The sequence below is a fragment of the Nocardia arthritidis NBRC 100137 genome, from assembly GCF_001612765.1.
Lineage (GTDB): Bacteria > Actinomycetota > Actinomycetes > Mycobacteriales > Mycobacteriaceae > Nocardia > Nocardia arthritidis.
On sequence record NZ_BDBB01000005.1, the window covers coordinates 95,661 to 117,168 of the forward strand.

General features: G+C 67.9%; 23 protein-coding genes and 1 tRNA gene. 9 read left to right on the plus strand and 15 right to left on the minus strand.

The genetic code is table 11. The features are described from left to right. Positions 1 to 67: 67 nt before the first annotated feature. From NA8_RS04510 to aceE, 6 genes are all read right to left on the minus strand, one after another. Positions 68 to 1,501: an acyl-CoA carboxylase subunit beta gene (locus NA8_RS04510; RefSeq protein WP_063049084.1), complete on the minus strand. Its 1,434-nt coding sequence runs from the start codon at positions 1,499 to 1,501 to the stop codon at positions 68 to 70. A 122-nt stretch (positions 1,502 to 1,623) separates the two neighbouring features. Further along, a complete protein-coding gene (locus tag NA8_RS04515; protein WP_063049085.1) occupies positions 1,624 to 2,874 on the minus strand; it encodes a KasA/KasB family beta-ketoacyl-ACP synthase in 1,251 nt (416 codons plus the stop codon). A 10-nt stretch (positions 2,875 to 2,884) separates the two neighbouring features. Further along, complete coding sequence (gene acpM, locus NA8_RS04520; protein ID WP_040865735.1) at positions 2,885 to 3,184, minus strand: meromycolate extension acyl carrier protein AcpM; 300 nt, start codon at positions 3,182 to 3,184, stop codon at positions 2,885 to 2,887. Between the two features lie 119 nt (positions 3,185 to 3,303). After that, positions 3,304 to 4,218: an ACP S-malonyltransferase gene (locus tag NA8_RS04525; RefSeq protein ID WP_084466523.1), complete on the minus strand. Its 915-nt coding sequence runs from the start codon at positions 4,216 to 4,218 to the stop codon at positions 3,304 to 3,306. Positions 4,219 to 4,346: 128 nt separating this feature from the next. After that, entirely contained in the window at positions 4,347 to 5,681 is a 1,335-nt protein-coding gene (locus NA8_RS04530) for a PucR family transcriptional regulator (RefSeq protein ID WP_063049087.1), read from the minus strand. An 11-nt stretch (positions 5,682 to 5,692) separates the two neighbouring features. Then, positions 5,693 to 8,491, minus strand: a complete 2,799-nt coding sequence (gene aceE, locus NA8_RS04535; RefSeq protein WP_218019404.1) for a pyruvate dehydrogenase (acetyl-transferring), homodimeric type — start codon at positions 8,489 to 8,491, stop codon at positions 5,693 to 5,695. Positions 8,492 to 8,821: 330 nt separating this feature from the next. Here aceE and NA8_RS04540 point away from each other — a divergent pair, with 330 nt between their 5' ends. The 4 genes from NA8_RS04540 to NA8_RS04555 all read left to right on the plus strand — a co-directional run bounded on the left by NA8_RS04540 (position 8,822) and on the right by NA8_RS04555 (position 10,559). After that, a complete protein-coding gene (locus tag NA8_RS04540; RefSeq protein WP_063049089.1) occupies positions 8,822 to 9,379 on the plus strand; it encodes an Rv2240c family protein in 558 nt (185 codons plus the stop codon). 126 nt (positions 9,380 to 9,505) lie between these two features. Next, positions 9,506 to 9,928 carry a DUF3052 domain-containing protein gene (locus tag NA8_RS04545; protein ID WP_063049243.1) on the plus strand — a complete coding sequence of 141 codons (423 nt, stop codon included), beginning with the start codon at positions 9,506 to 9,508 and terminating at the stop codon, positions 9,926 to 9,928. A 77-nt stretch (positions 9,929 to 10,005) separates the two neighbouring features. Further along, positions 10,006 to 10,470, plus strand: a complete 465-nt coding sequence (locus NA8_RS04550; protein WP_063049244.1) for a peroxiredoxin — start codon at positions 10,006 to 10,008, stop codon at positions 10,468 to 10,470. A 17-nt stretch (positions 10,471 to 10,487) separates the two neighbouring features. Beyond that, positions 10,488 to 10,559 (plus strand) — tRNA-Val (locus NA8_RS04555). Between the two features lie 400 nt (positions 10,560 to 10,959). Here the strand turns inward: NA8_RS04555 and NA8_RS04560 are convergent. The 3 genes from NA8_RS04560 to NA8_RS04570 form a co-directional block, all read right to left on the minus strand. Next, positions 10,960 to 11,418 (minus strand): hypothetical protein, encoded by a 459-nt coding sequence (locus NA8_RS04560; RefSeq protein WP_063049090.1) that lies wholly within the window; start codon positions 11,416 to 11,418, stop codon positions 10,960 to 10,962. Positions 11,419 to 11,499: 81 nt separating this feature from the next. After that, positions 11,500 to 11,967: an allene oxide cyclase barrel-like domain-containing protein gene (locus NA8_RS04565; RefSeq protein WP_063049091.1), complete on the minus strand. Its 468-nt coding sequence runs from the start codon at positions 11,965 to 11,967 to the stop codon at positions 11,500 to 11,502. 163 nt (positions 11,968 to 12,130) lie between these two features. Then, entirely contained in the window at positions 12,131 to 12,607 is a 477-nt protein-coding gene (locus NA8_RS04570) for a hypothetical protein (protein ID WP_063049092.1), read from the minus strand. 116 nt (positions 12,608 to 12,723) lie between these two features. Here NA8_RS04570 and NA8_RS04575 point away from each other — a divergent pair, with 116 nt between their 5' ends. Further along, a complete protein-coding gene (locus NA8_RS04575) occupies positions 12,724 to 13,302 on the plus strand; it encodes a GNAT family N-acetyltransferase (RefSeq protein ID WP_063049093.1) in 579 nt (192 codons plus the stop codon). Positions 13,303 to 13,395: 93 nt separating this feature from the next. Next, positions 13,396 to 14,118 (plus strand): hypothetical protein, encoded by a 723-nt coding sequence (locus NA8_RS04580; RefSeq protein WP_063049094.1) that lies wholly within the window; start codon positions 13,396 to 13,398, stop codon positions 14,116 to 14,118. 131 nt (positions 14,119 to 14,249) lie between these two features. On the opposite strand, the gene NA8_RS04585 is transcribed toward NA8_RS04580, so the two are convergent. After that, positions 14,250 to 15,068 carry a class I SAM-dependent methyltransferase gene (locus NA8_RS04585; RefSeq protein WP_063049095.1) on the minus strand — a complete coding sequence of 273 codons (819 nt, stop codon included), beginning with the start codon at positions 15,066 to 15,068 and terminating at the stop codon, positions 14,250 to 14,252. Positions 15,069 to 15,333: 265 nt separating this feature from the next. On the opposite strand from NA8_RS04585, the gene NA8_RS04590 reads away from it, so the two are divergent. Beyond that, positions 15,334 to 16,176 (plus strand): methyltransferase domain-containing protein, encoded by an 843-nt coding sequence (locus tag NA8_RS04590; RefSeq protein WP_063049096.1) that lies wholly within the window; start codon positions 15,334 to 15,336, stop codon positions 16,174 to 16,176. 125 nt (positions 16,177 to 16,301) lie between these two features. Here the strand turns inward: NA8_RS04590 and NA8_RS04595 are convergent, their stop codons facing one another. Together NA8_RS04595 and NA8_RS04600 are read right to left on the minus strand one after the other, a co-directional pair. After that, positions 16,302 to 16,529: a hypothetical protein gene (locus tag NA8_RS04595; protein ID WP_063049097.1), complete on the minus strand. Its 228-nt coding sequence runs from the start codon at positions 16,527 to 16,529 to the stop codon at positions 16,302 to 16,304. Next, positions 16,526 to 16,900 carry a hypothetical protein gene (locus NA8_RS04600; RefSeq protein WP_063049098.1) on the minus strand — a complete coding sequence of 125 codons (375 nt, stop codon included), beginning with the start codon at positions 16,898 to 16,900 and terminating at the stop codon, positions 16,526 to 16,528. Before NA8_RS04600 ends, NA8_RS04595 begins: the two co-directional genes overlap by 4 nt. 244 nt (positions 16,901 to 17,144) lie before the next feature. Between NA8_RS04600 and NA8_RS04605 the strand changes: the two genes are divergently transcribed. Beyond that, a complete protein-coding gene (locus NA8_RS04605; protein ID WP_245663672.1) occupies positions 17,145 to 18,347 on the plus strand; it encodes a helix-turn-helix domain-containing protein in 1,203 nt (400 codons plus the stop codon). A gap of 47 nt (positions 18,348 to 18,394) precedes the next feature. On the opposite strand, the gene NA8_RS04610 is transcribed toward NA8_RS04605, so the two are convergent. The 3 genes from NA8_RS04610 to NA8_RS04620 all read right to left on the minus strand — a co-directional run bounded on the left by NA8_RS04610 (position 18,395) and on the right by NA8_RS04620 (position 20,179). Beyond that, complete coding sequence (locus NA8_RS04610) at positions 18,395 to 18,604, minus strand: hypothetical protein (protein WP_157106529.1); 210 nt, start codon at positions 18,602 to 18,604, stop codon at positions 18,395 to 18,397. 112 nt (positions 18,605 to 18,716) lie between these two features. Next, positions 18,717 to 19,250 carry a DUF3145 domain-containing protein gene (locus NA8_RS04615; RefSeq protein WP_040865831.1) on the minus strand — a complete coding sequence of 178 codons (534 nt, stop codon included), beginning with the start codon at positions 19,248 to 19,250 and terminating at the stop codon, positions 18,717 to 18,719. A gap of 95 nt (positions 19,251 to 19,345) precedes the next feature. Then, complete coding sequence (locus NA8_RS04620; RefSeq protein WP_063049101.1) at positions 19,346 to 20,179, minus strand: serine hydrolase domain-containing protein; 834 nt, start codon at positions 20,177 to 20,179, stop codon at positions 19,346 to 19,348. Between the two features lie 42 nt (positions 20,180 to 20,221). Here NA8_RS04620 and NA8_RS04625 point away from each other — a divergent pair, with 42 nt between their 5' ends. Then, on the plus strand, positions 20,222 to 21,415 hold the full coding sequence (locus NA8_RS04625) for a serine hydrolase domain-containing protein (protein WP_063049102.1): 1,194 nt from the start codon (positions 20,222 to 20,224) through the stop codon (positions 21,413 to 21,415). Positions 21,416 to 21,508 lie beyond the last annotated feature (93 nt).

Sequence of the window (21,508 nt, forward strand, 5' to 3'; positions counted from 1 at the left end):
CCCTTGCGCGCAGCCGGGAAACGCGAAGCGGGCCCCGGGAGTGCCGGGGCCCGCTTCGGTGGATGAATCAGAGCGGGATGTTCTTGTGGTGGCTGGCGCGGGCCGGGGCCGCGGCGAGGGCCGCGGCGATGACGCTGCGGGTCTTCGCCGGGTCGATGACCTGGTCGACCACACCGATCGCGATGGCGCGCTCCACGCCGCCCGCGATGCGCTCGTGTTCGGCGGTGAGCCGCTCGTGCAGCGCTTCGCGCTCCTCCTCCGGCGCGGCCGCCAGCGCCTTCTTGTGCAGGATGCCGACCGCGGCCTTGGCGCCCATGACGGCCACCTCGGAACCGGGCCACGCGTAGACCGCCGTCGCCCCGAGCGAACGGGCGTTCATCGCGATGTAGGCGCCACCGTAGATCTTGCGGGTGACCAGGGTGACCCGCGGAACGCGCGCCTCGGCGAACGCGTGCAGCAGCTTCGCACCGCGCCGCACGACGCCTTCCCATTCCTGGCCGACACCGGGCAGGTAACCCGGAACGTCGGTGACCACGATCAGCGGGATGCCGAACGCGTCGCACAGCCGCACGAAACGCGCCGCCTTCTCCGCGCTTTCGGAGTTCAGGCAGCCGCCGAGGCGGATCGGGTTGTTCGCCAGCACGCCGACGGTGCGGCCGCCGAGACGACCGATACCGGTGACGATGCTGCGGGCGTACAGTCCCTGCAACTCCTCGAACGACGACTCGCCGTCGACGTTGTCGAGCAGCTCGTGGATGATCGGCTTCACGTCGTAGGCGCGCTTGGCCGATTCCGGCAGCATGGCCTTCAGGTCCACGTCGCCGTGCTCGGCCGCGACCAGGTCGAACTCGCCCTGCTCGGCGAACATCGACACCAGGCGGCGCGCGCGGTGCAGCGCGTCGGACTCGTCGTCGGCCACGATGTGGGTGACGCCGGACTTCTTGCCGTGCGTCTCCGGCCCGCCCAGGGTGGCCATGTCCACCTGCTCGCCGGTCACGCTGCGCACCACGTCCGGGCCGGTCACGAAGACGCGGCCTTCCGGAGCCATGATCACGATGTCGGTCAGCGCCGGGCCGTAGGCGGCGCCACCGGCGGCGAAGCCGAGCACCACGGAGATCTGCGGAACCAGGCCGGACGCGCGGACCATGGCCTCGAAGACCTGGCCGACCGCGTGCAGCGCCTCGACGCCCTCGGCCAGGCGAGCGCCGCCGGAGTGCCACAGGCCGACCACGGGGACACCGGAGTCGATGGCGGTGTCGATGGCGTCGACGATGTGCTTGCAACCCTCCACGCCCATCGCGCCGCCCATGACGGTCGCGTCGGAGCAGTAGGCCACTGTGCGGACGCCGTCCACCTCGCCGATGGCGGCGAGCACGCCGGACTTGTCGCGCGGGTGGAGCGGAAGAATGGTGCCGGGATCGAAGAAGCGCTGGAGTCGACCGAGCGGATCACGCGGGTCTGTCGCAGTCTCTTGATGCAACGCGGGAGCGATGATTGTCATCGCGTGGTCTCCTCACCTCGATGAGTGTGCCGCTGCTGCGGCTGCGTATGTCGAACCACGGCGGGGCCGGGCCAGTTCAGCTGGCCGACCCCGCCGGGATCGTTGTGCAGTCGATCGCGCGGCTATGCCCGACCGAAGGCGAGCGCCACATTGTGCCCACCGAATCCGAAGGAGTTGTTGATCGCGTACTCGATCTCCTGACGGCGGGCTTCGCCCTTCACCACGTCGAGGTCGATCTCCGGATCCTGGTTCTCCAGGTTCAGCGTCGGCGGAACGATGCCGTCGCGGATGCTCATCACGGTCAGCACGGACTCCAGGGCGCCGACGGCGCCGATCGAGTGGCCGAGCGCCGACTTGGGCGCGTACACCGAGGCATGGCTGCCCACGGCCTTGTTGATCGCGTTCGCCTCGGCGGTGTCGCCGATCGGCGTCGCGGTCGCGTGCGCGTTGATGTGCGTGATGTCCTTCTTGGTAAGACCCGCGGACTGCATGGCCCTGGTCATCGCCCGCGCGGCGCCGTCACCCGTGGGATCGGGGGCGACGAGGTGGAAGCCGTCGGAGGTGATGCCGGCGCCGAGCAGGCGCGCGTGGATCGTCGCGCCACGGGCCTTCGCGTGCTCTTCGGTCTCGATGACCATCAGCGCGCCCGCCTCGCCGAAGACGAAGCCGTCACGATCCTTGTCGAAGGGACGCGACGCACCCTTCGGATCGTCGTTGCGGGTGCTCATGGCGCGCATCATGGTGAATGCCGCGATCGGCACCGCGTCGATGAAACCTTCGACGCCACCGGTGACGACGATGTCCGCGTCACCCATGACGAGCATGCGCCAGGCGTTCGCGATGGCCTCGGAGCCGGACGAGCATGCCGAGACCGGAGTGACCACTCCTGCCCTGGCCTTCAATTCGAGACCGACAACGGCCGAAGGGCCGTTCGGCATGACCATCTGCACAGCCAACGGCGAGATCTTGCGATAGCCGCCGTTCTTCAGCTTGTCCACGGAATCGATGAGGGCGTCGCCGCCCCCCAATCCGGTGCCGATGGCCACACCCAACCGCTCGGGGTCGACTTCCGGGCTGCCCGCGTTCCGCCAGACCTCGCGACCGAGCACGGTCGCGAGCTGCTCGACATAGGCCATGCGCCGGCATTCGACACGAGACAGCAGGGTGTCGGGCCGGACCTTCAGGTGACCGCCGATGCGGACCGGAAGGTCGTATTCCTCGACGAAGGAATCCTCGAGAACGTCGATGCCGCTCTCGCCGTTGAGGAGTCCCTTCCACGTCGCATCGACGTCACCCGCGATCGACGTGGTCGCCGCAAGGCTGGTTACGACGACGTTGGGGAAATTCCCGTTCAAGGTGGAAGGAGTGGTCACTGTTTCGGCCCTACTCGGCGTCGAACTTGGCCTTGAGCTCGGCCGCCGCGTCAGCGTTCTCGGCCTCGAGCTTCTGGATGTAGGCGACGGCGTCGCCGACCGTCTTCAGGCTGGCGAGATCCTCGTCGGGGATCTTGACGCCGTACTTGTCCTCGGTCTGCACCGCGATCTCGACCATGGACAGCGAGTCGATGTCCAGGTCATCGACGAAGGACTTCTCGACCGTCACCTCGGAGGGCTCGATGCCGGTCACCTCTTCGATGATCTTGCCGAGTTCCTCGACGATTTGTTCCTGGGTCAGAGCGGCCACTTCGTGGCTCCCTTCTTGATACTTTGTAGGGCTCTACTGGTTTTTTCGGATCGAGCGCGGAAATGGTTACCGCCTCTCGGTCACGACCTCGCATCTGAATGCATGGTCGCGGAGGAAAGCTAGCCGGATACGGTCAGCTCAGCCAACGCGGGGAGGTCTTGCGGGGTCTTCAGGGCCAGCGTGGGCGTGCCCTTCAGCTCCCGTTTCGCGATGCCGACGAGGGTGCCCGCCGGCGGCAGCTCCGCCACTGCCGAGACGCCGGCTTGCCGGACGGTCTCGGTGCACAGGTCCCAGCGAACTGGCCGGGTGACCTGCGCGGCGAGCTTATCTATCGCGTCACGTCCGGACGCGACAGGCTTGCCGTCGAAGTTCGAGAGCAAGGTCCTGGTCGGCTCGTTCGGCGTGATCTTCGTTATGGCATCGGTCACAGCATCCTGCGCCGAGGCCATGAACGCCGTGTGGAACGCGCCCGCGACGGGCAGCGCGCGAACCCTGGCCTTCTCCGGGGGGTTCGCGGCGAGCTCGGCGAGAGCGTCCAACCGACCCGCGGCCACGATCTGACCCACCGCGTTGCGGTTGGCCGGGACGAGGTCGAGTTCGGTGAGCCGTTCCAGCACGACGGCTTCGTCGCCGCCGAGCACCGCGGACATCCCGGTCGGCTCCAGTGCGCACGCCTTGGCCATCTCCGCTCCGCGGATGGCGGCCAGCCGGACCGCATCGTCGGCGGAGATGACTCCGGCGACCGCGGCGGCGGCGAGTTCACCGACCGAGTGCCCGGCCACGATGGTAGCGGCGGGAAGCTCATCGGGCGAGATCTCCGCGAACGCGAGCAGCGCCGCGGCGACCACCAGCGGCTGGGTAACGGCCGTGTCGGTGATCTCTTCGGCCGTCGCGGTGGTACCGAGACGGACCAGGTCGAGGCCGGAAGCCTTCGACCACAGCGTCAGGCGCTCAGCCGCGCCGGGAAGGTCGAGCCAAGGCGCGAGCATGCCGGGTGTCTGAGAGCCCTGTCCAGGGGCGAACAACGCGATCACGCCTCTAAGAAAACACTGTGAGGCGGGCCGCACGAGATGTCGACGCGAATGAAGGTTCGGAAGCGCTTTTGTGGGGGTTCCACAAAAGACCACGTGGGCTGTCCGAATCGACCGATTCCGCGGATGCGTTACAAGCCCTCGGGGCTGAACGCGACCGGAGTTACCTCTGGGGCAGGAGTCGACGATTCGTTACGGGTTCGTGTCAAACGACCTACGGTGGCGGCGATCCGGAGCACATACGCGTCTCTCGGATTCAGCGGATCACGGCCCGTGATCTCGCCGATGCGCTTGAGGCGATACCGGACCGTATTTGGATGTACGTACAGCTGACGCGCACATGTCTCGACCGCACCGCCACAATCCAGATAGGCGTCGAGAGTGTCCGCCAGCGACGAGCCCGCCGCGGCCAACGGTAGGACAAGGTACTCGTTCAGCGCGTCGATCGCAGCTCGATCACCCAACAAAGCGCGTTCCGGCAGCAATTCCGCCGCGTGCACCGGCCGAGGAGCCCCGCGCCAGCCCACCACGGCCTCCATCCCGGCCAGCGCTTCCACCGCACTGGCGTGCGCCGCGCCGAGGGTGCGGGTGGTCGGCCCGATCACCACCGGGCCGTCGGAGAACACCTCGGCGAGCAGATCGGCCAGGAACGGGGAGACATGCGAGGTCTCCCCCAGGTGCCCGGAGACGACCATCACCAGTCTCGCGCCCTGCACCACCGCGAGCGCGGCCCGCCCGTGCCGCGCCGCGATGGAATGCACCGCCCCCACCGACGACACCCCCTGCTCGCCGGGCGGGGTGCCCACCAGCACCGTCGCCGGTGCGGTGGCGTCCCAGTTCAGCGTCGCGGCCCGGGAGAGCATGTCCGGACCCGTGTCGCCGCGCACCACGGCGTCGACGACGAGCGCCTCCAGCCGGGTGTCCCACGCGCCGCGCGACTCGGCGGCGCTGGCGTACACCGAGGCGGCGGCGAACCCGAGTTCGCGCCCGTACCGCAGCACCGCCTCGGTCAAGGCGACCAGCTGCCGGTCGTTGCGCGCGAGCGCGGGTAGCCACTGCTCGAAGAACTCCATGGCGACGCGCACCATGTCCACGGTCTGGCGCAGCGTCAACCGCCGCGCGAGATCCTGCGGGATGACCTGGAAGGCGTCCAGGCTGAACCGGATGTCGCTGTCCGGGTCCTGGAGCCATTCCAGGAAGTTCACCACCGCGGTCTGCACCAGCATCTGCACGCCGGCCCGCTGCGCGGCGTCCAGATCGGCGAAGAACGGCAACCGATCCTGCATCGACCCCACCGCCTCGGTGGAGAGGCGGCCGGAGAACTGCTTCACGCGTTTGAGCAGCGTGTCCGGAAGGGGGTCGCGGGTCTGCCGGTTCGGGGAGAGCGCGCCCGTCGGCAGATACACCTCGTGCTCGGAAGAGCCTTCGGAGATCCGTCGCGGCCGCGGCGGTTTACGGTCCACCATCCAATATTCCGCTACGCGAGGTCTTCGTCCGAACTCACCGCTGCCTTCGGCGCGGCGTCCACGTCGGCGATCCCATACTTCGCCGCCGCCTCCACGGCCTTGGCCGGGTCGAGCTTGCCGGTGCGGCCGAGACCGGCCAGCGCCGCGACCACGATGGACTGCGCGTCGACGTTGAACACCCGTCGCGCGGCCGGGCGGGTGTCGGAGAAGCCGAAACCGTCCGTGCCGAGCGTGGTGAAGTCGCCGGGCACCCACTTGCGAACCTGGTCGGGCACCGCGCGCATCCAGTCGGTGGCGGCGACGTACGGGGCCTCGGCGCGCGAGAGCGCCTCGGTGACGTACGGGAGGCCGGGATCACTGCCCGGATCGCGCAGTGCGGCGATCTCCTTGTCGAGCGCATCCTTGCGGAGTTCGCCCCACGAGGTCACCGACCATACGTCCGCCTGGACGCCCCACTCCTGCGCGAGCAGCGCCTGCGCGCGCAAGCCGTCCGGCACGGTGACGCCGGAGACCAGGATCTGGGCGCGCACCTGGCCCTCGCCTCCGCGCTTGTACAGGTAGACGCCCTTGAGCAGACCTGCGACGTCGAGGTCTTCCGGCTCGGCCGGCTGCGGGTACGGCTCGTTGTAGAGGGTGATGTAGTAGAAGATGTCCTCGCCGCCGAACTCGCCCGCGCTGCCGTGCGGATGGGTGCCGGGCAGCGGAGCGGCGCCCTTCGGCGCGGCGCCACCGCCGTACATCCGGCGCAGGCCGTCACGCACGATGTGGGCGATCTCGAACGCGAACGCCGGGTCGTAGGTCACCACGGCCGGGTTGGTCGAGGCGAGCAGCAGCGAATGCCCGTCGTTGTGCTGGAGACCCTCACCGGTCAGCGTGGTGCGCCCGGCGGTCGCCCCGAGCACGAAGCCGCGGGCGAGCTGGTCGGCCGCCGCCCACAGTCCGTCGCCGGTGCGCTGGAAGCCGAACATCGAGTAGAAGATGTACAGCGGGATCATCGGCTCGCCGTGCGTGGCGTACGAGGTGCCCGCCGCGGTGAAGGAGGCCGTCGACCCGGCCTCGTTGATGCCCTCGTGCAAGATCTGCCCGATGGTGCTCTCTTTGTAGGCAAGCATCAATTCCGCGTCGACCGATGTGTACAACTGGCCGTTGCGGTTGTAGATCTTCAACGATGGGAACCACGAGTCCATACCGAAGGTCCTGGCCTCGTCGGGGATGATCGGGACGATCCGCTTGCCGATCTCCTTGTCCCGCAGCAGCTCCTTCATCAGCCGCACCAGGGCCATCGTGGTGGCGACGTTCTGCTTGCCCGACCCCTTGCGCACCGAGCGGTATGCCTCGTCACCGGGCAGCTTCAGCGGCTTGGCCGCGGCGCGCCGCTCGGGCAGGAACCCGCCGAGCGCCTTGCGCCGGTCGAGCATGTACTGGACCTCGCGAGCCTCCATACCGGGGTGGTAGTACGGGGGCAGGTACGGATCCTTCTCCAGCTCGGCATCGCTGATCGGGATTCGCTGCAGGTCGCGGAAGTCCTTGAGGTCCTGCAGGGTCAGCTTCTTCATCTGGTGCGTGGCATTGCGGCCCTCGAAGTGCTTGCCGAGGGTGTAACCCTTGATGGTCTTGGCGAGGATCACCGTCGGCTGGCCCTTGTGCGCCATCGCGGCCGCGTAGGCCGCGTACACCTTGCGGTAGTCGTGGCCACCGCGCTTGAGGTTCCAGATCTCCTGGTCGGACAGATCCTGCACCAGCGCCTTGGTGCGCGGGTCGCGGCCGAAGAAGTGGTCGCGCACATACGCGCCGTCGTTGGCCTTGTAGGTCTGGTAGTCGCCGTCGGGAGTGCTGTTCATCAGGTTCACCAGCGCCCCGTCGCGGTCGGCGCCGAGCAGCGCGTCCCACTCACGGCCCCAGATCACCTTGATGACGTTCCAGCCCGCGCCGCGGAAGAACGATTCCAGCTCCTGGATGATCTTGCCGTTGCCGCGCACCGGCCCGTCCAGGCGCTGCAGGTTGCAGTTGACGACGAAGGTCAGGTTGTCCAGACCCTCCATGGCCGCGACGTGCGCGAGACCGCGCGACTCCGGCTCGTCCATCTCGCCGTCGCCGAGGAACGCCCACACATGCTGGTCGGAGGTGTCCTTGATCCCGCGGTCGTTCAGGTAGTGATTGAAACGCGCCTGGTAGATGGCGTTCATCGGGCCCAAGCCCATGGACACCGTCGGGAACTCCCAGAAGTTGTTCAGCAGCCGCGGGTGCGGATAGGACGGCAGCCCGTGGCCGGGACCGCCGTGGCTGTACTCCTGCCGGAACCCGTCGAGCTGATCGGCCGACAGCCTGCCCTCCAGGAACGCGCGAGCGTAGATGCCCGGCGAGGCGTGGCCCTGGATGAAGATCGAGTCACCGCCGCTGGGATGGTCCTTGCCGCGGAAGAAGTGGTTGAAGCCGACCTCGTAGAGCGCCGCCGAGGACGCGTAGGTCGAGATGTGGCCACCCACGCCGATGCCGGGGCGCTGGGCGCGATGCACCATGATCGCGGCGTTCCAGCGGATCCAGGCGCGGAAGCGCCGCTCCACCTCCTCGTCGCCGGGGAACCACGGCTCGTTCTCGGTGGGGATGGTGTTGACGTAGTCGGTGGAGGTCAACGACGGGATGGCGACACGACGTTCACCGGCCCGCTCCAGCAAGCGGAGCATGAGGTAACGCGCCCGACCGGGGCCCTCCCGGTCGAGCATCTCATCGAACGACTCGAGCCATTCGCTGGTTTCCTCCGGGTCGATGTCCGGTAGGTAGGACGCCACCCCTTCGCGGATCACCCGCACCCGTCCGCCCGGCTGCGGCGCCTGCGACCCGTTCGGATCGCGGCTCGCGGCGGGCGCGGGGGCGGAGCTGGTTCCGGCGGATTTCGCCGGTGCGGAAGAGTGGATCAGGTCGGTCAAATCTGCTCCTCGTACAGGGGTGGACATGCTGATGGCGTCGGTATCCCCGGGCAGGTTCGCTGGTTGGCGGACCGCCCGTTTACGAAAGGTTCGGGCGCACCATCCATCCTTGCCGATGGCGCGTCCCAAATCATCATGTCAGCCGGAAATCCAGTACCGTTCGACAGGCAAGGTGAGCATGAGAGCGTGGCAGCCCTGAGGAGCGGGAGGACGATGAAGCTGCTGAACCCACGCGGGTTCGGAATGGTGTGCGCCACCGGCGCGGTCGCTATCGGAGTGGTCGTCACGGGATGCGCCAACCGGGTGGACGGCGTGGCCGGTCCGAACGCGAGCGATCTGGCGGCGTACAAGACCGAGGCGGCGTCCTCGTCGGCGGCGGCGACATCCTCCCGGCGCGCGGCGGCCCAGGGCAAGGCCATCGCCGACAACTGCGGCCAGTTCCCCACCATCACCGGAGCGGGCGTGAGCAAATACAACGACTTCGTCGACGCGCACGATTCGAACGCGCCCGACTACGACGCCAAGCGCGAGTCGGCGGTGCAGACTCTGGAGGACGCCGCCAACAAGGTGGAAAGCGGCGTGAACTCCGCCAGGGACGCACTGCCCGTGGACCTGGCCGGCATGTTCACCGAGTACGTGACCGCGGCACGCGCGCTGGCCGCCGAGACGCGCAAGATGACCTACACCGCCCCCGTCGCGGCGCTCAACGACGCCAGCAGGCGCGTCAACGACGCGCGCAACGCCGTCCGCGACTCATGTCCGAAGCGCTGAGAAAGCCCTTGACACACTATCGCAACGCGACATTCGGTAGCTATTTCGCCGGATCGGCTTGCGCTGAAGCCCATAACCATGTTCGCTTGCAACTATCTACTGTCGGGAGTTGAGGAGGACACCACCGTGGTCGCCGCGGCGGACGCGCAGAACTACGCTCAGAAGCTTGGCATTTCACACGGCTTGGTTGTCCAGGAATTGGGCTGGGACGAGGACGTCGACGACGACCTGAGGGCCGACGTCGAGGACGCGATCGGCGGCGAACTCGTCGACGAGGACTCCGACGAGGTGATCGACGTCGTGCTGCTGTGGTGGCGCGACGGGGACGGGGATCTGGTCGACGCCTTGATGGACGCCATCGCCCCCCTCGCCGACGAGGGTTTCGTGTGGGTGCTCACCCCCAAGACCGGACAGCCGGGCCACGTCGAGCCGAGCGAAATCGCCGAATCCGCACCGACCGCAGGTCTGACCCAGACCTCGGCGATCAGCCTCGGCTCATGGACGGGTAGCAGGCTGGTTCAGCCCAAGGCGCCTTCGAAGCAGCGCTGAGCCACCGCGCTATGGTTTCCACCAGGGCGGTGTCGCACGCCCGCCCGGTGGAGACCCCACACGATGGAGGATTCGCTATGCCGCTCGAGGTTGGCACTGTCGCGCCGGACTTCACGCTGAAGGACCAGAACAACCAGGAAGTCAGCCTGTCGGACTTCCGCGGGAAGAAGAACGTCCTCATCGTCTTCTACCCACTCGCCTTCACCGGGATCTGCCAGGGCGAGTTGTGCAAGGTCCGCGACGAGCTGCCCAAGTTCCAGAACGACAAGGCGGAGATCGTGGCGATCTCGGTCGGCCCGCCGCCCACGCACAAGATCTGGGCTGCCGAACAGGGCTACACCTTCCCGCTGCTGTCGGATTTTTGGCCGCACGGCGCGGTGGCCCAGGCCTACGGAGTCTTCAACGAGAAGTCCGGCTACCCGAACCGTGGCACGTTCGTCGTCGACCGCGAGGGCTACATCCGCTTCGCCGAGATGAACGGCCCCGGGGAGCCCCGTGACCAGGCGGCTTGGGAGAAAGCGCTCGCCGCGCTAGATTCATAAGCCGCCGGTAACGGTCCGGGCGTATAGCTCAGCGGTAGAGCACTGGTTTTACACACCAGCGGTCGGGGGTTCGATCCCCTCTGCGCCCACCGAAGAGAGTGCAGCTAGAAGAGTCGCTCGAAGGAAACTACGTTTGCCCCACGCACGCTCCGTGGGGCAAACGTGGGGCCACGGAGTTGGAGTGCTGTGTGTCGCGTCCGATCGGCGGGCCGACTGGACGAGGCCAGCCGACTACGAGCGAGTACTAGGGCCCGAACATCCGACCACCAAAATGGTTCGCAGCAGTCTGTCGATCCCCGATCCCCGTCCTCGTCGATCTATCCAAAGCCATCCCCACCGTTCCACCCAACGGCTTCGGACGCGACAAGGTGCGATGCGCGTGAAGGTCGGTGGCCTCAATTGACCGCCACCGTGCCCGGCCGACTCCACGGCTGGGCACGCTGCACCGACGGCAGCTGGGACGGCTTGGTCGAGCTCCTGGCCGCACGGTCACGCCGACCGCCACGGCAGGAGCCGACGAACCGCCTTTCGTCCCGAGGTGATGTGCGGGGGTTGCGACATCAGGGAATCCTTGCCCCGAATACACCACCCGAACGCCACCCACCGGTCGTCGTCATCGGTGATCACATACTCTTCGGCGCCCCCGAGAATTATCGCCTCGACCGCCGCGGCCGCCTGGGACGGCTTGTCCTCGAATTGGATTTCGTAGTCGGCGATGGCGCGGACGCACCAGCCCGTTTCGATGCGCACCGCGGCGTCGCCCATATCCACCAGTTTGATGTGTGGATTGGCCCCGCGCACTTCGGCTTCCGTGGACGAGGATCCGCTGGAGAGCACCAGGGTGCCGGGATTCGAAAACGTCTGGATGGCATAACGCTCGGCGATGGCAAACACCTCCGAGCAGAACATCTCCCATTCCGTCCCACTCACCCCGGCCTCCCAGCCCACTCGCAATCTTGCCCCGCTTCGGCACTACTTACCGCACGGATTCACACCTATCAGCCGGACAATCCGAGGGTCCGGTCGATGTCAGGTGACGTGGAGGGTCAGTTCGGTTCGGCCCGCGGTGACGACCTCGACATGGATGTAACCCCGGGCCGCCGTGTACTTGCCGGTGCCCCCGGTGATCGCGATGTCGTAGGCGCTCGCGCCGGGCGTGCGGGGATCGGTCACCGTCGCCTTGGTGGTGATCCGGCCCTCGGGCAGGGACAGCGCGGCATCACACCGCATCTGCGCCGAAGCGTTTTCGGCGATGGACACGACCGTACAAACCCCGGAGCCGCGGCCGAACCCGGCCTCGTCGCGCCGAAGATCGTCGGTGTAGGTCACCTGATCGCCCGGACCGAGTCGCTGGTCGCCATCCCGGTCGAAAAACGAGGAACTCGTCTCGATCGCGGTCAACTCGATCACCTCGGGGGCCGCCGATGCCGCCGCAGGGCCGGTGACCACCGCGGCCGCGACCACGGCGAGCGCCCCGCCCTGAATCCTGTTCGCCACTCACAGACCTCCCGGTGCGGTTCGGTTTGAAGCGGTACAGCCGCACAAGATATCCGGCACCCGCCGCCTCCGGCCGCCACCGCGGCATGTGACGGCGTTTCTCGTCTCACCCGGCCTCGCGAGACCGCCGTGCGGCAGGATCGGCGGGTGCGCCGCCGCCGTCTCAGTCCACCCTGATGGGGCTGCCGCCCTCGAAGGACGAGCCGTAGTGGATTTCGCCGATCCCGATCGGCTTCGCGGGATCTCCATAGGTATGCCCGGCGGTCACTTTCAGGCGCGAGGAGCGGGCAAGCCCACCCAGCTGCCGATGTCCCGGAAAGTAGAGAGCGACCCGGTCTTCCAACTCTTCGACGGGCCCCACGTCGTGAGTATGCGTGTAGAGGATGCCGAGCGGGCACCCCCAGTGCGGCCAACCCTCGCTGCCTGCCGAGATCCAGCCGGCGTGGGTGTCGTCCGAATCGATGAAGAGCTCCCAGTGGTGAACGCCGGGCAGCCGCGGCACATAGTGCGAAGCGATCCAGACCACCAAGTCGGAGATCGTGGACGTGGCCGGGAACATCCAGCGTTGGCCGTGCGGGAGCGCGTCGTCGCCGGCGTTCAGCGACCCACGATCGAGGAGCACTTCCACCCAGCCCGACACGAACCGAATACTTCCAAAGGCAGGCGGCGATGCGGAACAGGCGCGCCGCGCGTTCGCGGCTCGTTCGGCGCGTTCATTGCCATGATCGCAGGCAGCGGGGTCGGTATCGTCGCGATATGCCCGCGTTGATCGCTCCGACGACACGTCTGCATACGGCCTGGCTCGAGGCGCATGAGGAGTGGGGGCCCGGCCCACACGAGGACGGCTTCGGGCTGCGGCCGTCCGACGAGGTGAAATCGCCGACCGGTTTCGCGGCCTGGGTGGCCCGGCTGGGTGACGAATCGGGTCGGGCGGTGGTCGAGACGGGCCGGGCGCAGTGCACCTACCGATGGATCGTCGAGGGCGACCGAGTGCTCGGCGGGATCGCTCTGCGGCATGGGTTCGACGACTTCGTGCGGTGGGCCGGCCACATCGGCTACGGCATCCGACCATCCGCGCGCCGGCGCGGGCTGGCCGGCTGGGCTCTGGGCCGGATGCTGGACGAGGCGGGGAGGCTCGGCATGGATCGCGTGCTGATCGTCTGCGCGGCCGACAACATCGCCTCCGCGAAGACCATCGAGCGCCGAGGCGGCGTTCTCGAGCGCATCGTGGACACCCAACTCGGTCCGGCACGACGTTATTGGGTCGATATCGGTGTTCATGACCAGCGGCCCGCTCGCCGTGGCCGACAGCGGACAACGACGCCGGGGCAGTGAGGACCACCCGGCGGTCGGGGCTGAAATTTTCCTGCCTTCCCTTCTGCGGTCGTAAAATAATCGGCACGAGTCCCCTCCTCGAGGAGGTCAGCGATGACCGACAGCCCACGATCGATTGCCGCGACCGATAAAGCGCTCCCTCCCGGTGCGGATGAGGAGCGATTCTCCGGCTACGGGGTGATGGGAATGCCCTTCGCCAGCGGTCACTACTTGGCGCTGCGGCATTTCCCTGCCAGCTCGGTCGGTGCGGGGTATGACGCGGTGTGGCATCGTGACCCCGACGGCAAATGGGTGATCTACAGCAGTGTTTCCCCCGCGACCAGCTGCGCCCGCTATTTCGGATCAGCGCTCGAAGACGCTCGGACCGAGGACATCTCGGTGGATTGGACCGGGCCCGCGACCTTCACCGTGCGGGTGGGCGACAAGATCGTGTGGGATCTCCAGCTGGGACGATCGGTGGCGACAGCCGCGATGACGAGTCTCGGCCGCATGATGCCCGCCGCTCTGTGGCGACGTCCCGCCGTCTTGTCGCTCATGTCGCGGGTGGCGGGGCCGGCGCTCGGCGTCGGGCGGGTCCGGCTCAACGGCACGTCCCCGAACGGTCAATGGTTCTCGGCCAATCCCCGGATGCTGTGGACCGTCGAGAACAGTACCGCCCGGATCGACGGAATAGATATCGGTCCTCCGGGACCGCTGGCCGAGCAGGCCAAACTCGGTGACTTCTGGCTGCCGCAACGCGGAGTGTTCGCCGTGGGCGAGTCCTATTTCGAACAATACGATCCGACGCGCCATCACCCGGCCCGCCCCGGTGCATGACGGTCGCGCCGCTTCGGCTGCTCAACGGTTTCACCGGACCGCCAGACACCTGCGGTCGGCGCATCGCGCCCACGCCCGGGTAGACCTCAGTGTTCCGAGCGCGGACGCCGAACGAGCAGCCCGTGGAGCGGTCAGCCCGCTCGGCGTCCGGTGACCAACAGGTACTCCCACTCCATCCGCCCGTCGCCCAGATCGTGCTGGGACGCGAGGTCCGCGAGAGCCCGGTCCAACTGCGCGATCTTGTCGGGGTCCCCCGCAATGGCCTTGTACACCGCGACCGTCGGTCCGTAGTACGTCTTGAAGAAGTCGCGGAACTCCGCGGCGTCGGCGAAACGGTCGATGACCGCGTTCTCGCGGCGTAGCTCCAGGTCGGTGACGCGATCGCCGAGCAGCGACCGGACATGCGCTTCGTCGCCCCACAGTGGGGGCGGCTGCGCGCCGGGCGGAGGCGGCGGAGCGAACGGTTTCATCGTGGCGAACATCTGTCCGATGAATCCGGAGGGTGTCCAGTTGATCAGCCCGATCGTGCCGCCCGGTTTGGCCACGCGCACCAGTTCGTCCGCGGCCGCCTGGTGGAACGGCGCGAACATGACACCGACGCAGGAGATCACCGCGTCGAACTCGGCATCGGAGAAGGGCAACGCCTCGGCATCGGCTTCCTGCCACTGAAGGTCGACGCCCCGGTCGGCGGCGATACGCCGACCCGCCTCGAACAGTTCCGGCGTCAGATCGCTCGCCACCACATCCGCACCGGCCTCGGCAGCCGGGATCGCGGCGTTCCCCGACCCGGCCGCGACGTCCAGCACCCGTTGATCCGGGCCGATACGGCAGACCTCGACAAGCCGACGGCCCAGCCCAGGGATGACTTCGGCGGCGATGGACGAATAGTCGCCCAGGGCCCACATCGCGCGATGCCGCCGCTTGAGATCAGCGGAGCCGGATTCGGTCATCTGACGCTCCTCTGTAGTCGGGCTCGTGAACACCGCCGAAATGGCCATCGAATCTTCTGCGCGAGCCGAGCGAGTGTTACCCGGTAAAGGTCGCAACAAACGGAGCCACTTGCCGCGACAGGTCAGCTACTGCCCGTCGAGTCGCTGTCGGCAGAGTTCGTGCGGCCCGTTGGAAGATATCCGCCCCGGTCGAGGGCCACGGCAGCTACCGGCGACGCGAAGGACGTGTTGCCATCTGCCGGGGTGCCGAGATTACTGTCGGGATATGCCGAGTGAGCCCCCGCCGTCCATCCCGTCATTCCATGTGAACGCGATTCCCGACGCTTCGCGCCCTAATACCGACGATCCGATGGCCGCGCTGGTCGGCATCCTGGATCTCCAGGCGGCGCTGCCGGGTATTCGGCGCATGCGCGCGTGGGGGCACGAGGTTTTGGCCGTCCAACCGGGCGAGCGCGCACTGGATATCGGCGCCGGGACGGGCACCGAAGTGATCGAACTGGCCGGTCGAGTCGGGCCGGGCGGCGAAGCGGTCGGCGTCGACCCGAATCCTGCGATGCTCGCGATCGCCCGTGGGCGCGCCGAGACGGCCGACTCTCGGGCTCGTTTCGTCGAAGGCACCGCCTATCACCTGCCGTTCCCGGACGGTTACTTCGACGCGGTGCGCTGCGAGCGCGTCTACCAGCACCTCGACGACCCTGCCGCCGCCACCGCCGAGATCGCTCGAGTCCTGCGGCCGGGCGGGCGCGCGCTGCTCATCGATAGCGACTGGCACACGGCCATCGCGCATCCCGGCGACGACGACGTGATGGCCCGCCTGTCCACGTCGCTGCTCGCGACCACCCCGAACCCCAAATCGGGCCGAAGCCTGCGCGGCCTGCTCACGGCCGCCGGTTTCGCTATCGACGACATCGGATCGGAGGCGGTGATCTGGGATCCGCAGACCATCCGCCCCCTCTTCGCCCAGATGACCGAGCGTGCCCGCGCCGACGGCGTGATCACCGAGCAGGAACGCGACGACCTGGCCGCCACCATGGAGGCGGGCATCGCCAAAGGCGACTACCACCTCTCGGTCACCATGTTCGCTGTGCTCGGCCACCGAGGAGAGTGAGCCGCCCGGCTCTCACCGTTGCCGCCCCGCATCCGGCCGGATACGCCCGGCCTCCACCAGGACCCGCCACGCAGCCGTCTTGCGCGGACATTCCCCCACGCGACAAGCACGGTGCCGCTGCATGGTCATCTGCGCCTCCCCCACGCCCATCGCGTGATCGGGGCGTCATGCGGGAAACCCATCGGCCAAACCGTCGTGTCCATGTCTCCGCGCTCCCGTTCCACTCGCCGGGTGATCTCGTCCACGCTGCGCCCCTCCGGCAACCGAACAGGCCACAGCCACAAGGTCATGCCGACCAGCACGGTGAGCAGCACCGCACCGATCGCGACCGCCAACAGTTGCCACCCGGTCACGGCAACCTCCGGTACGGGTGATCGATGGGCAGCAGCGACGGCCACCGATACCCGCGCGGATATGTCTGCTCCGGAGTGATCAGGTCGCATAGTTCGGTGACCGCACGGGCGAACGGCTCGACATGAGCCGGCCCCGGCACGATCACCGCGACCGCATCCGCCACCCGGATATGCTCGACCACCAGCAGAGCCGTCGTCCGGACCGCCGTAGCGAAGACGATCAGCTCCACCACGAAATACCCACGTGCAGTGACTATTTCACGGATCAGCCACTTATCGCGTTGCTCGTCCGCACCGGAAACCTCGCGCCGAATGAAGCCCAGCGCGTTCGGGCCCAGAGGCTTTGTGCCACAGCGATTCTCTTCGTACATCCTGACTCCCCTGCTCGACCTGTCGGTGGGCACCAGTCGCCAGGGACGCATGAAGAGCATCGACCTGACGGTGGGCTGCGCAGCACGCTAGGTAGCTACGGAGGCGTCGCCGGGTACGGTTCGTACCCGATACTGTCCAGTGGACATCGGATTCATCCCTCTGCGGCCGAGATCGTCGGCTACGCTTGATTCGTCGAACCAGCGGCGAGAGGGGACAGCCGTGTGCAGCTCCGATGATGCCCCGGTGGGCGCGCGGATTCGGCGGCACCGCGAGCGGGCCGGTATGTCGCGCCCGGTTCTCGCGGGGCTGGTCGGCCGTTCCGCCGAGTGGTTGAAGGCCGTGGAGAACGGTCGACTGCAGAGTCCGCGCCTGCCGATGTTGCTTCGTATCGCCCGTGCCCTGGAACTGGACGATCTGGCCGAGTTGACCGGAGATGGGCATGCGGTTCCGGTCGCTGTCTTCGCCGGCGAACGCCATGCGGCCCTGACCGATGTGCAGTCGGCGCTGACGGACTATCGCCTGGCGGCCGCGGACAACTCGGCGGGCACCGAGCACTTGGCTTTGCGACTGGCGCAGGCGTGGCAGGTGCGACACGCGAGCCCCGATCACCGGTCGCAACTCGGTTCGCTACTACCTGGACTGATCAGGGACGCGCAGAACGCCGTGCGCCTTCCCGGCGATGGTCGCCGGGCGGCCCGGCGTGTTCTGGCCGGGGTGTACCAGCTCGCGGATTTCTTCGTGGCGTACCAGCCTGCTCCGGAACTCGTCTGGCTCGTCGCCGATCGCGCTCTGAACGAGGGGTATGAGGCAGACGATCCGTACCTGATCGCGAGCGGCGCGTGGTCGATGGTTCAGGCGCTGCGGGACTCCGGCCGCTGGGAGGAGGGAATCGCTCTGGCCCGCACGGCTATCGCGCAGGTGGAACCGTACCTGAACCGGGCGGGCACGTCGGACGACTGGCACGGGATCGCAGGGGCTCTGCAGGCCGAAATCGCCTATGTACATGCCCGTCGCGGCCGCTACGGCGAAGCGTGGGCGTACTGGGAATCGGCCGATCGGATCGCCCAGCGCCTCGGGCCTACCTACCGGCACGTCCAGACATCGTTCTCCATCCCGGTGATGCAAGCACACGCAACGACACTCGGAGTCGAACTGCGACGAACGGGTGAAGGGCTCCGTGCGGCCCACGCGCTGGACGCCGACCGGATAGCTTCCGTCCCACGCCGCAGCCGTCATTTCATCGAGGTGGCCCGCGCCCACTACCAGCGTGACGAACTCGTAGCCGCCCTCGCGATGCTCGACAAGTCCGAACGCACCGCACCCGAGACGATCCGATACAACGGCTACGCGCGCGACATGCTGCACGCGCTACGGAGGCGACCGCCGTCCGGGATGGGCGAGGACGTTCGAGCTCTGTGTGACCGGGTCGGCGTCGCAGCACGCTGAAGTGAGCCACTCGTCCTCAGCCGGTAGCGGTGCCGCCATTGCTCCCCTCAGAAAAAATGACACTGGTCGGGCGGCAGGACGCGCACCACGCACAGGCCGACGATGCCGAAGAACAGGACGCTCGCGATCGCGCCTCGTACCGCATCGACGACGCCCGGTGGCACTTCCACGGCCGCCGCGACCGGTTCGGCGGTCGCCGTCGCAGGTGCGGCGGTCGCGGCGGTCAGGGCGATCGCCGCTGCGGCGATGATGCGCATACCGGCATGCTTCATGGTCGACTCCTCGTGCTCGGCCCCGACCGTGTGACGAGCCTATCCCCGTCGGCGAAACCGGGGCAGACGTCAATTCCGGTGGCTACAGCGGTGATACCTACCCCACGTCCCGGCGCAGCCAAGTGACCTCGGCGCCGGTTTCCGTTCCGTAGCGGTAGATTTCGAGGTCCTCGTCCCATGCGGTGCCGAGGGCGCGGTCGATTTCGGCGGCCAGGTCGTAGGCGGAGTACTTGCCGAGTTCGCGGGTGGCCTGGAGCATGGCGCGCAGGCGCATCTCACCGACCATGACGTCGCCGTTGGCGCTCGTGGAGCCGTGCCACAGACCGAGGCCGGGGACGAAGCTGTAGCGTTCGCCGTCCACGCCGTCGCTGGGGTCCTCGGTCACCTCGAAGCGCAGAACGGGCCAGGAGCGCAACGATTGGGCGATCTTCGAGGCGGTGCCGACCGGACCGATCCACTCACTGGTGGCGCGCAGTTGGCCGTCGGCCGGTTGGGCGGTCCAGCGCAGTTTCGCCGGGGCGCCCAGGGCCGAGGTGAGTGCCCACTCGACATGCGGGCACAGCGCGGCAGGCGACGAGTGGATGTAGACCACACCCGCCGTCGCGTCCGCGAACTGACTCGATGCGCGCACCACCAATACCTCCAGCTTCGACGAGGACCGTCTTCCCCAACGATTCGTCGGACTGGCGTTGCCTGAGTGTACTGGAGTGCCCGAAGTTACACGTGTTACTTCGCGACCGTGTTGCGACCGGCTGTCGCCTCCGCGATCACGGCGTCGCTCAGTGGTGGCCAGGCCGCCCGCGCCCAGTCGCCGAAATTCTCGTCGCTCAGGGCGAGACACGCCAACCCCGTTTTCGGGTCAACCCATAAAAATGTCCCGGATTGGCCGAAATGTCCATAGGTTTGTGGCGAATTCGTGCCACCGGTCCAGTGCGGAGACTTGCCGTCGCGGATTTCGAAGCCGAGTCCCCAGTCGTTGGGGCGCTGCGAACCGTAGCCGGGCAGCACGCCGTTCAGGCCGGGGAACTGGACGGAGGTGGCCTCCGCGTGCGTCTGCGCCGAGATCAACCGAGGGTTCAGCAATTCGGCGGCGAAGCGGGCCAAGTCCGTCGCGCTGGACCGTCCCGCGTGCCCGGCCGGACCCGCCAGGACCGACGCGGTCATGCCCAGCGGCTCGAACACGGCGTCGCGCAGGTACTCGTCGAACGCTATCCCGGTTTGCTCGGTGAGGAATTCGGCGAGCACTTCGAAACCCGCGCTGGAGTAGATCCGCCGCGACCCTGGCGACGCCTGGATGTCGGTGGTGTCGAACGCGAGTCCGGACGCGTGCGCCAGCAGATGACGCACCGTGGCGCCGGGCGGTCCGGCGGGCTGGCCGAGGTCGACCGCGCCCTCCTCCACGGCGACGAGCACGGCATAGGCGACCAGCGGCTTGGTCACCGACGCGAGCGGGAACACCCGCTCGACATCGCCTTCGCTCGCGACGCCGCCGTCGGCGGTGACCACCGCGGCCGCCGCGTGCCGAACCGGCCATTCCCGAATTTGCTCGAGTGAACGCACCCTGCGAGCCTACGAGAACCGGGTAGCTACCATCGACTCGCCATGAGTGAAAAGCCCACTGTTCACGGCGAGGTCGCATCAGGTTTCGAACCGGTCGCCGACGCCTTCCGCCGCAACTTCGAGCACCACGGTGAAATCGGCGCCGCCGTAGCGGTCTACGCCGGTGAGCGCCCCGTGGTGGACCTGTGGGCCGGCTTTCGTGATCGCCGGCGCACGCTGCCCTGGGAGCGGGACACGATCGTTCCGGTGTTCTCCTCGACCAAGGGCATGGCGGCGTTCACCGTCGCCACCGTGGTAGCCAAGGGTCTGCTCGACTACGAGCAGCCGGTGGCGAAGTACTGGCCGGAGTTCGCCGTCCACGGCAAGGACGCGATCACGGTGCGCCAGTTGATCGACCACCAGGCCGGGCTGTCCGGCCTCAGCGAGATCGTGCGGCTGCCCCAGATCGCCGACCTGGACGGCCTCGCACGCATTCTCGCGGCGCAGAAACCGGCCTGGCGGCCCAGCACCAGGCATGGCTATCACGCGATCACCCTCGGCCTCTACCAGGGCGAGCTGCTGCGGCGCGTCGACCCGCACCGCCGCACGCTCGGACGGATCTTCGCCGAGGACATCGCCGCACCGCTCGGCGTGGATTTCTGCATCGGCCTGCCCGCCGAGCAGAGCATGGACCGCATCGCCGCGATGTCGGCCACCCGCGGCCTGGACGTGTTGCGCTACGAGCGCGATATCCCGCTGCGGATCGGGGCGGAGATCTCCGCCGGACGCGGGCTGTCGCACGCGGCGCTGACCAACCCGCGCTGCGGGGCTCCGGCGCGGGCGACCCGGCGCGAGTTCCTCGAGGTGGAACTGCCCGGGTCCAACGGGGTGGGCAATGCCCGCGCGCTGGCCAAGGTCTACGGCGCGGCCGCCGGTCGCACCGGCGCGCTCCCGATCGACGACGCGCTGCTGGACCGGCTCGCCACCGACCGGACCGCCGACGACGTCCCCGCCGCGGACTTGGTGCTGCACACCAAAAGCCGCTACCACCTCGGCTTCCGCAAGTCGCGCGGGAGCTTCCGCTTCGGCTCCGACAAACGCGCCTACGGCACCACGGGACTCGGCGGTTCGTTCGGGTTCGCGGACCCGGCCACCGGTCTGGGCTTCGGTTACACGATGAACCGGCTTGGCCTTGCCGTCCTCGACGACGTCCGCAGCCGCAACCTGCGCGAAGCCCTGCTGCGCTGCCGGATCTGAACCACGGCGGCACGCCGGGCCTCTCGCGATCCGCTGTCCGGGCTGCCTACACTCAGCAGGCACGGGCCGACCAGTTACCGACCGGTGGAATCG

Coding starts and splice junctions, on each gene's coding strand:
- NA8_RS04610 (WP_157106529.1), bottom strand. CDS start 18,604: ATGCGCATCATCGCCGCAGCGGCGATCGCCCTGACCGCCGCGACCGCC.
- NA8_RS04600 (WP_063049098.1), bottom strand. CDS start 16,900: ATGTACGAAGAGAATCGCTGTGGCACAAAGCCTCTGGGCCCGAACGCG.
- NA8_RS04530 (WP_063049087.1), bottom strand. CDS start 5,681: ATGGTGGACCGTAAACCGCCGCGGCCGCGACGGATCTCCGAAGGCTCT.
- NA8_RS04580 (WP_063049094.1), top strand. CDS start 13,396: ATGACCGACAGCCCACGATCGATTGCCGCGACCGATAAAGCGCTCCCT.
- NA8_RS04510 (WP_063049084.1), bottom strand. CDS start 1,501: ATGACAATCATCGCTCCCGCGTTGCATCAAGAGACTGCGACAGACCCG.
- NA8_RS04575 (WP_063049093.1), top strand. CDS start 12,724: ATGCCCGCGTTGATCGCTCCGACGACACGTCTGCATACGGCCTGGCTC.
- NA8_RS04585 (WP_063049095.1), bottom strand. CDS start 15,068: ATGACCGAATCCGGCTCCGCTGATCTCAAGCGGCGGCATCGCGCGATG.
- NA8_RS04590 (WP_063049096.1), top strand. CDS start 15,334: ATGCCGAGTGAGCCCCCGCCGTCCATCCCGTCATTCCATGTGAACGCG.
- NA8_RS04550 (WP_063049244.1), top strand. CDS start 10,006: ATGCCGCTCGAGGTTGGCACTGTCGCGCCGGACTTCACGCTGAAGGAC.
- NA8_RS04625 (WP_063049102.1), top strand. CDS start 20,222: ATGAGTGAAAAGCCCACTGTTCACGGCGAGGTCGCATCAGGTTTCGAA.
- NA8_RS04540 (WP_063049089.1), top strand. CDS start 8,822: ATGAAGCTGCTGAACCCACGCGGGTTCGGAATGGTGTGCGCCACCGGC.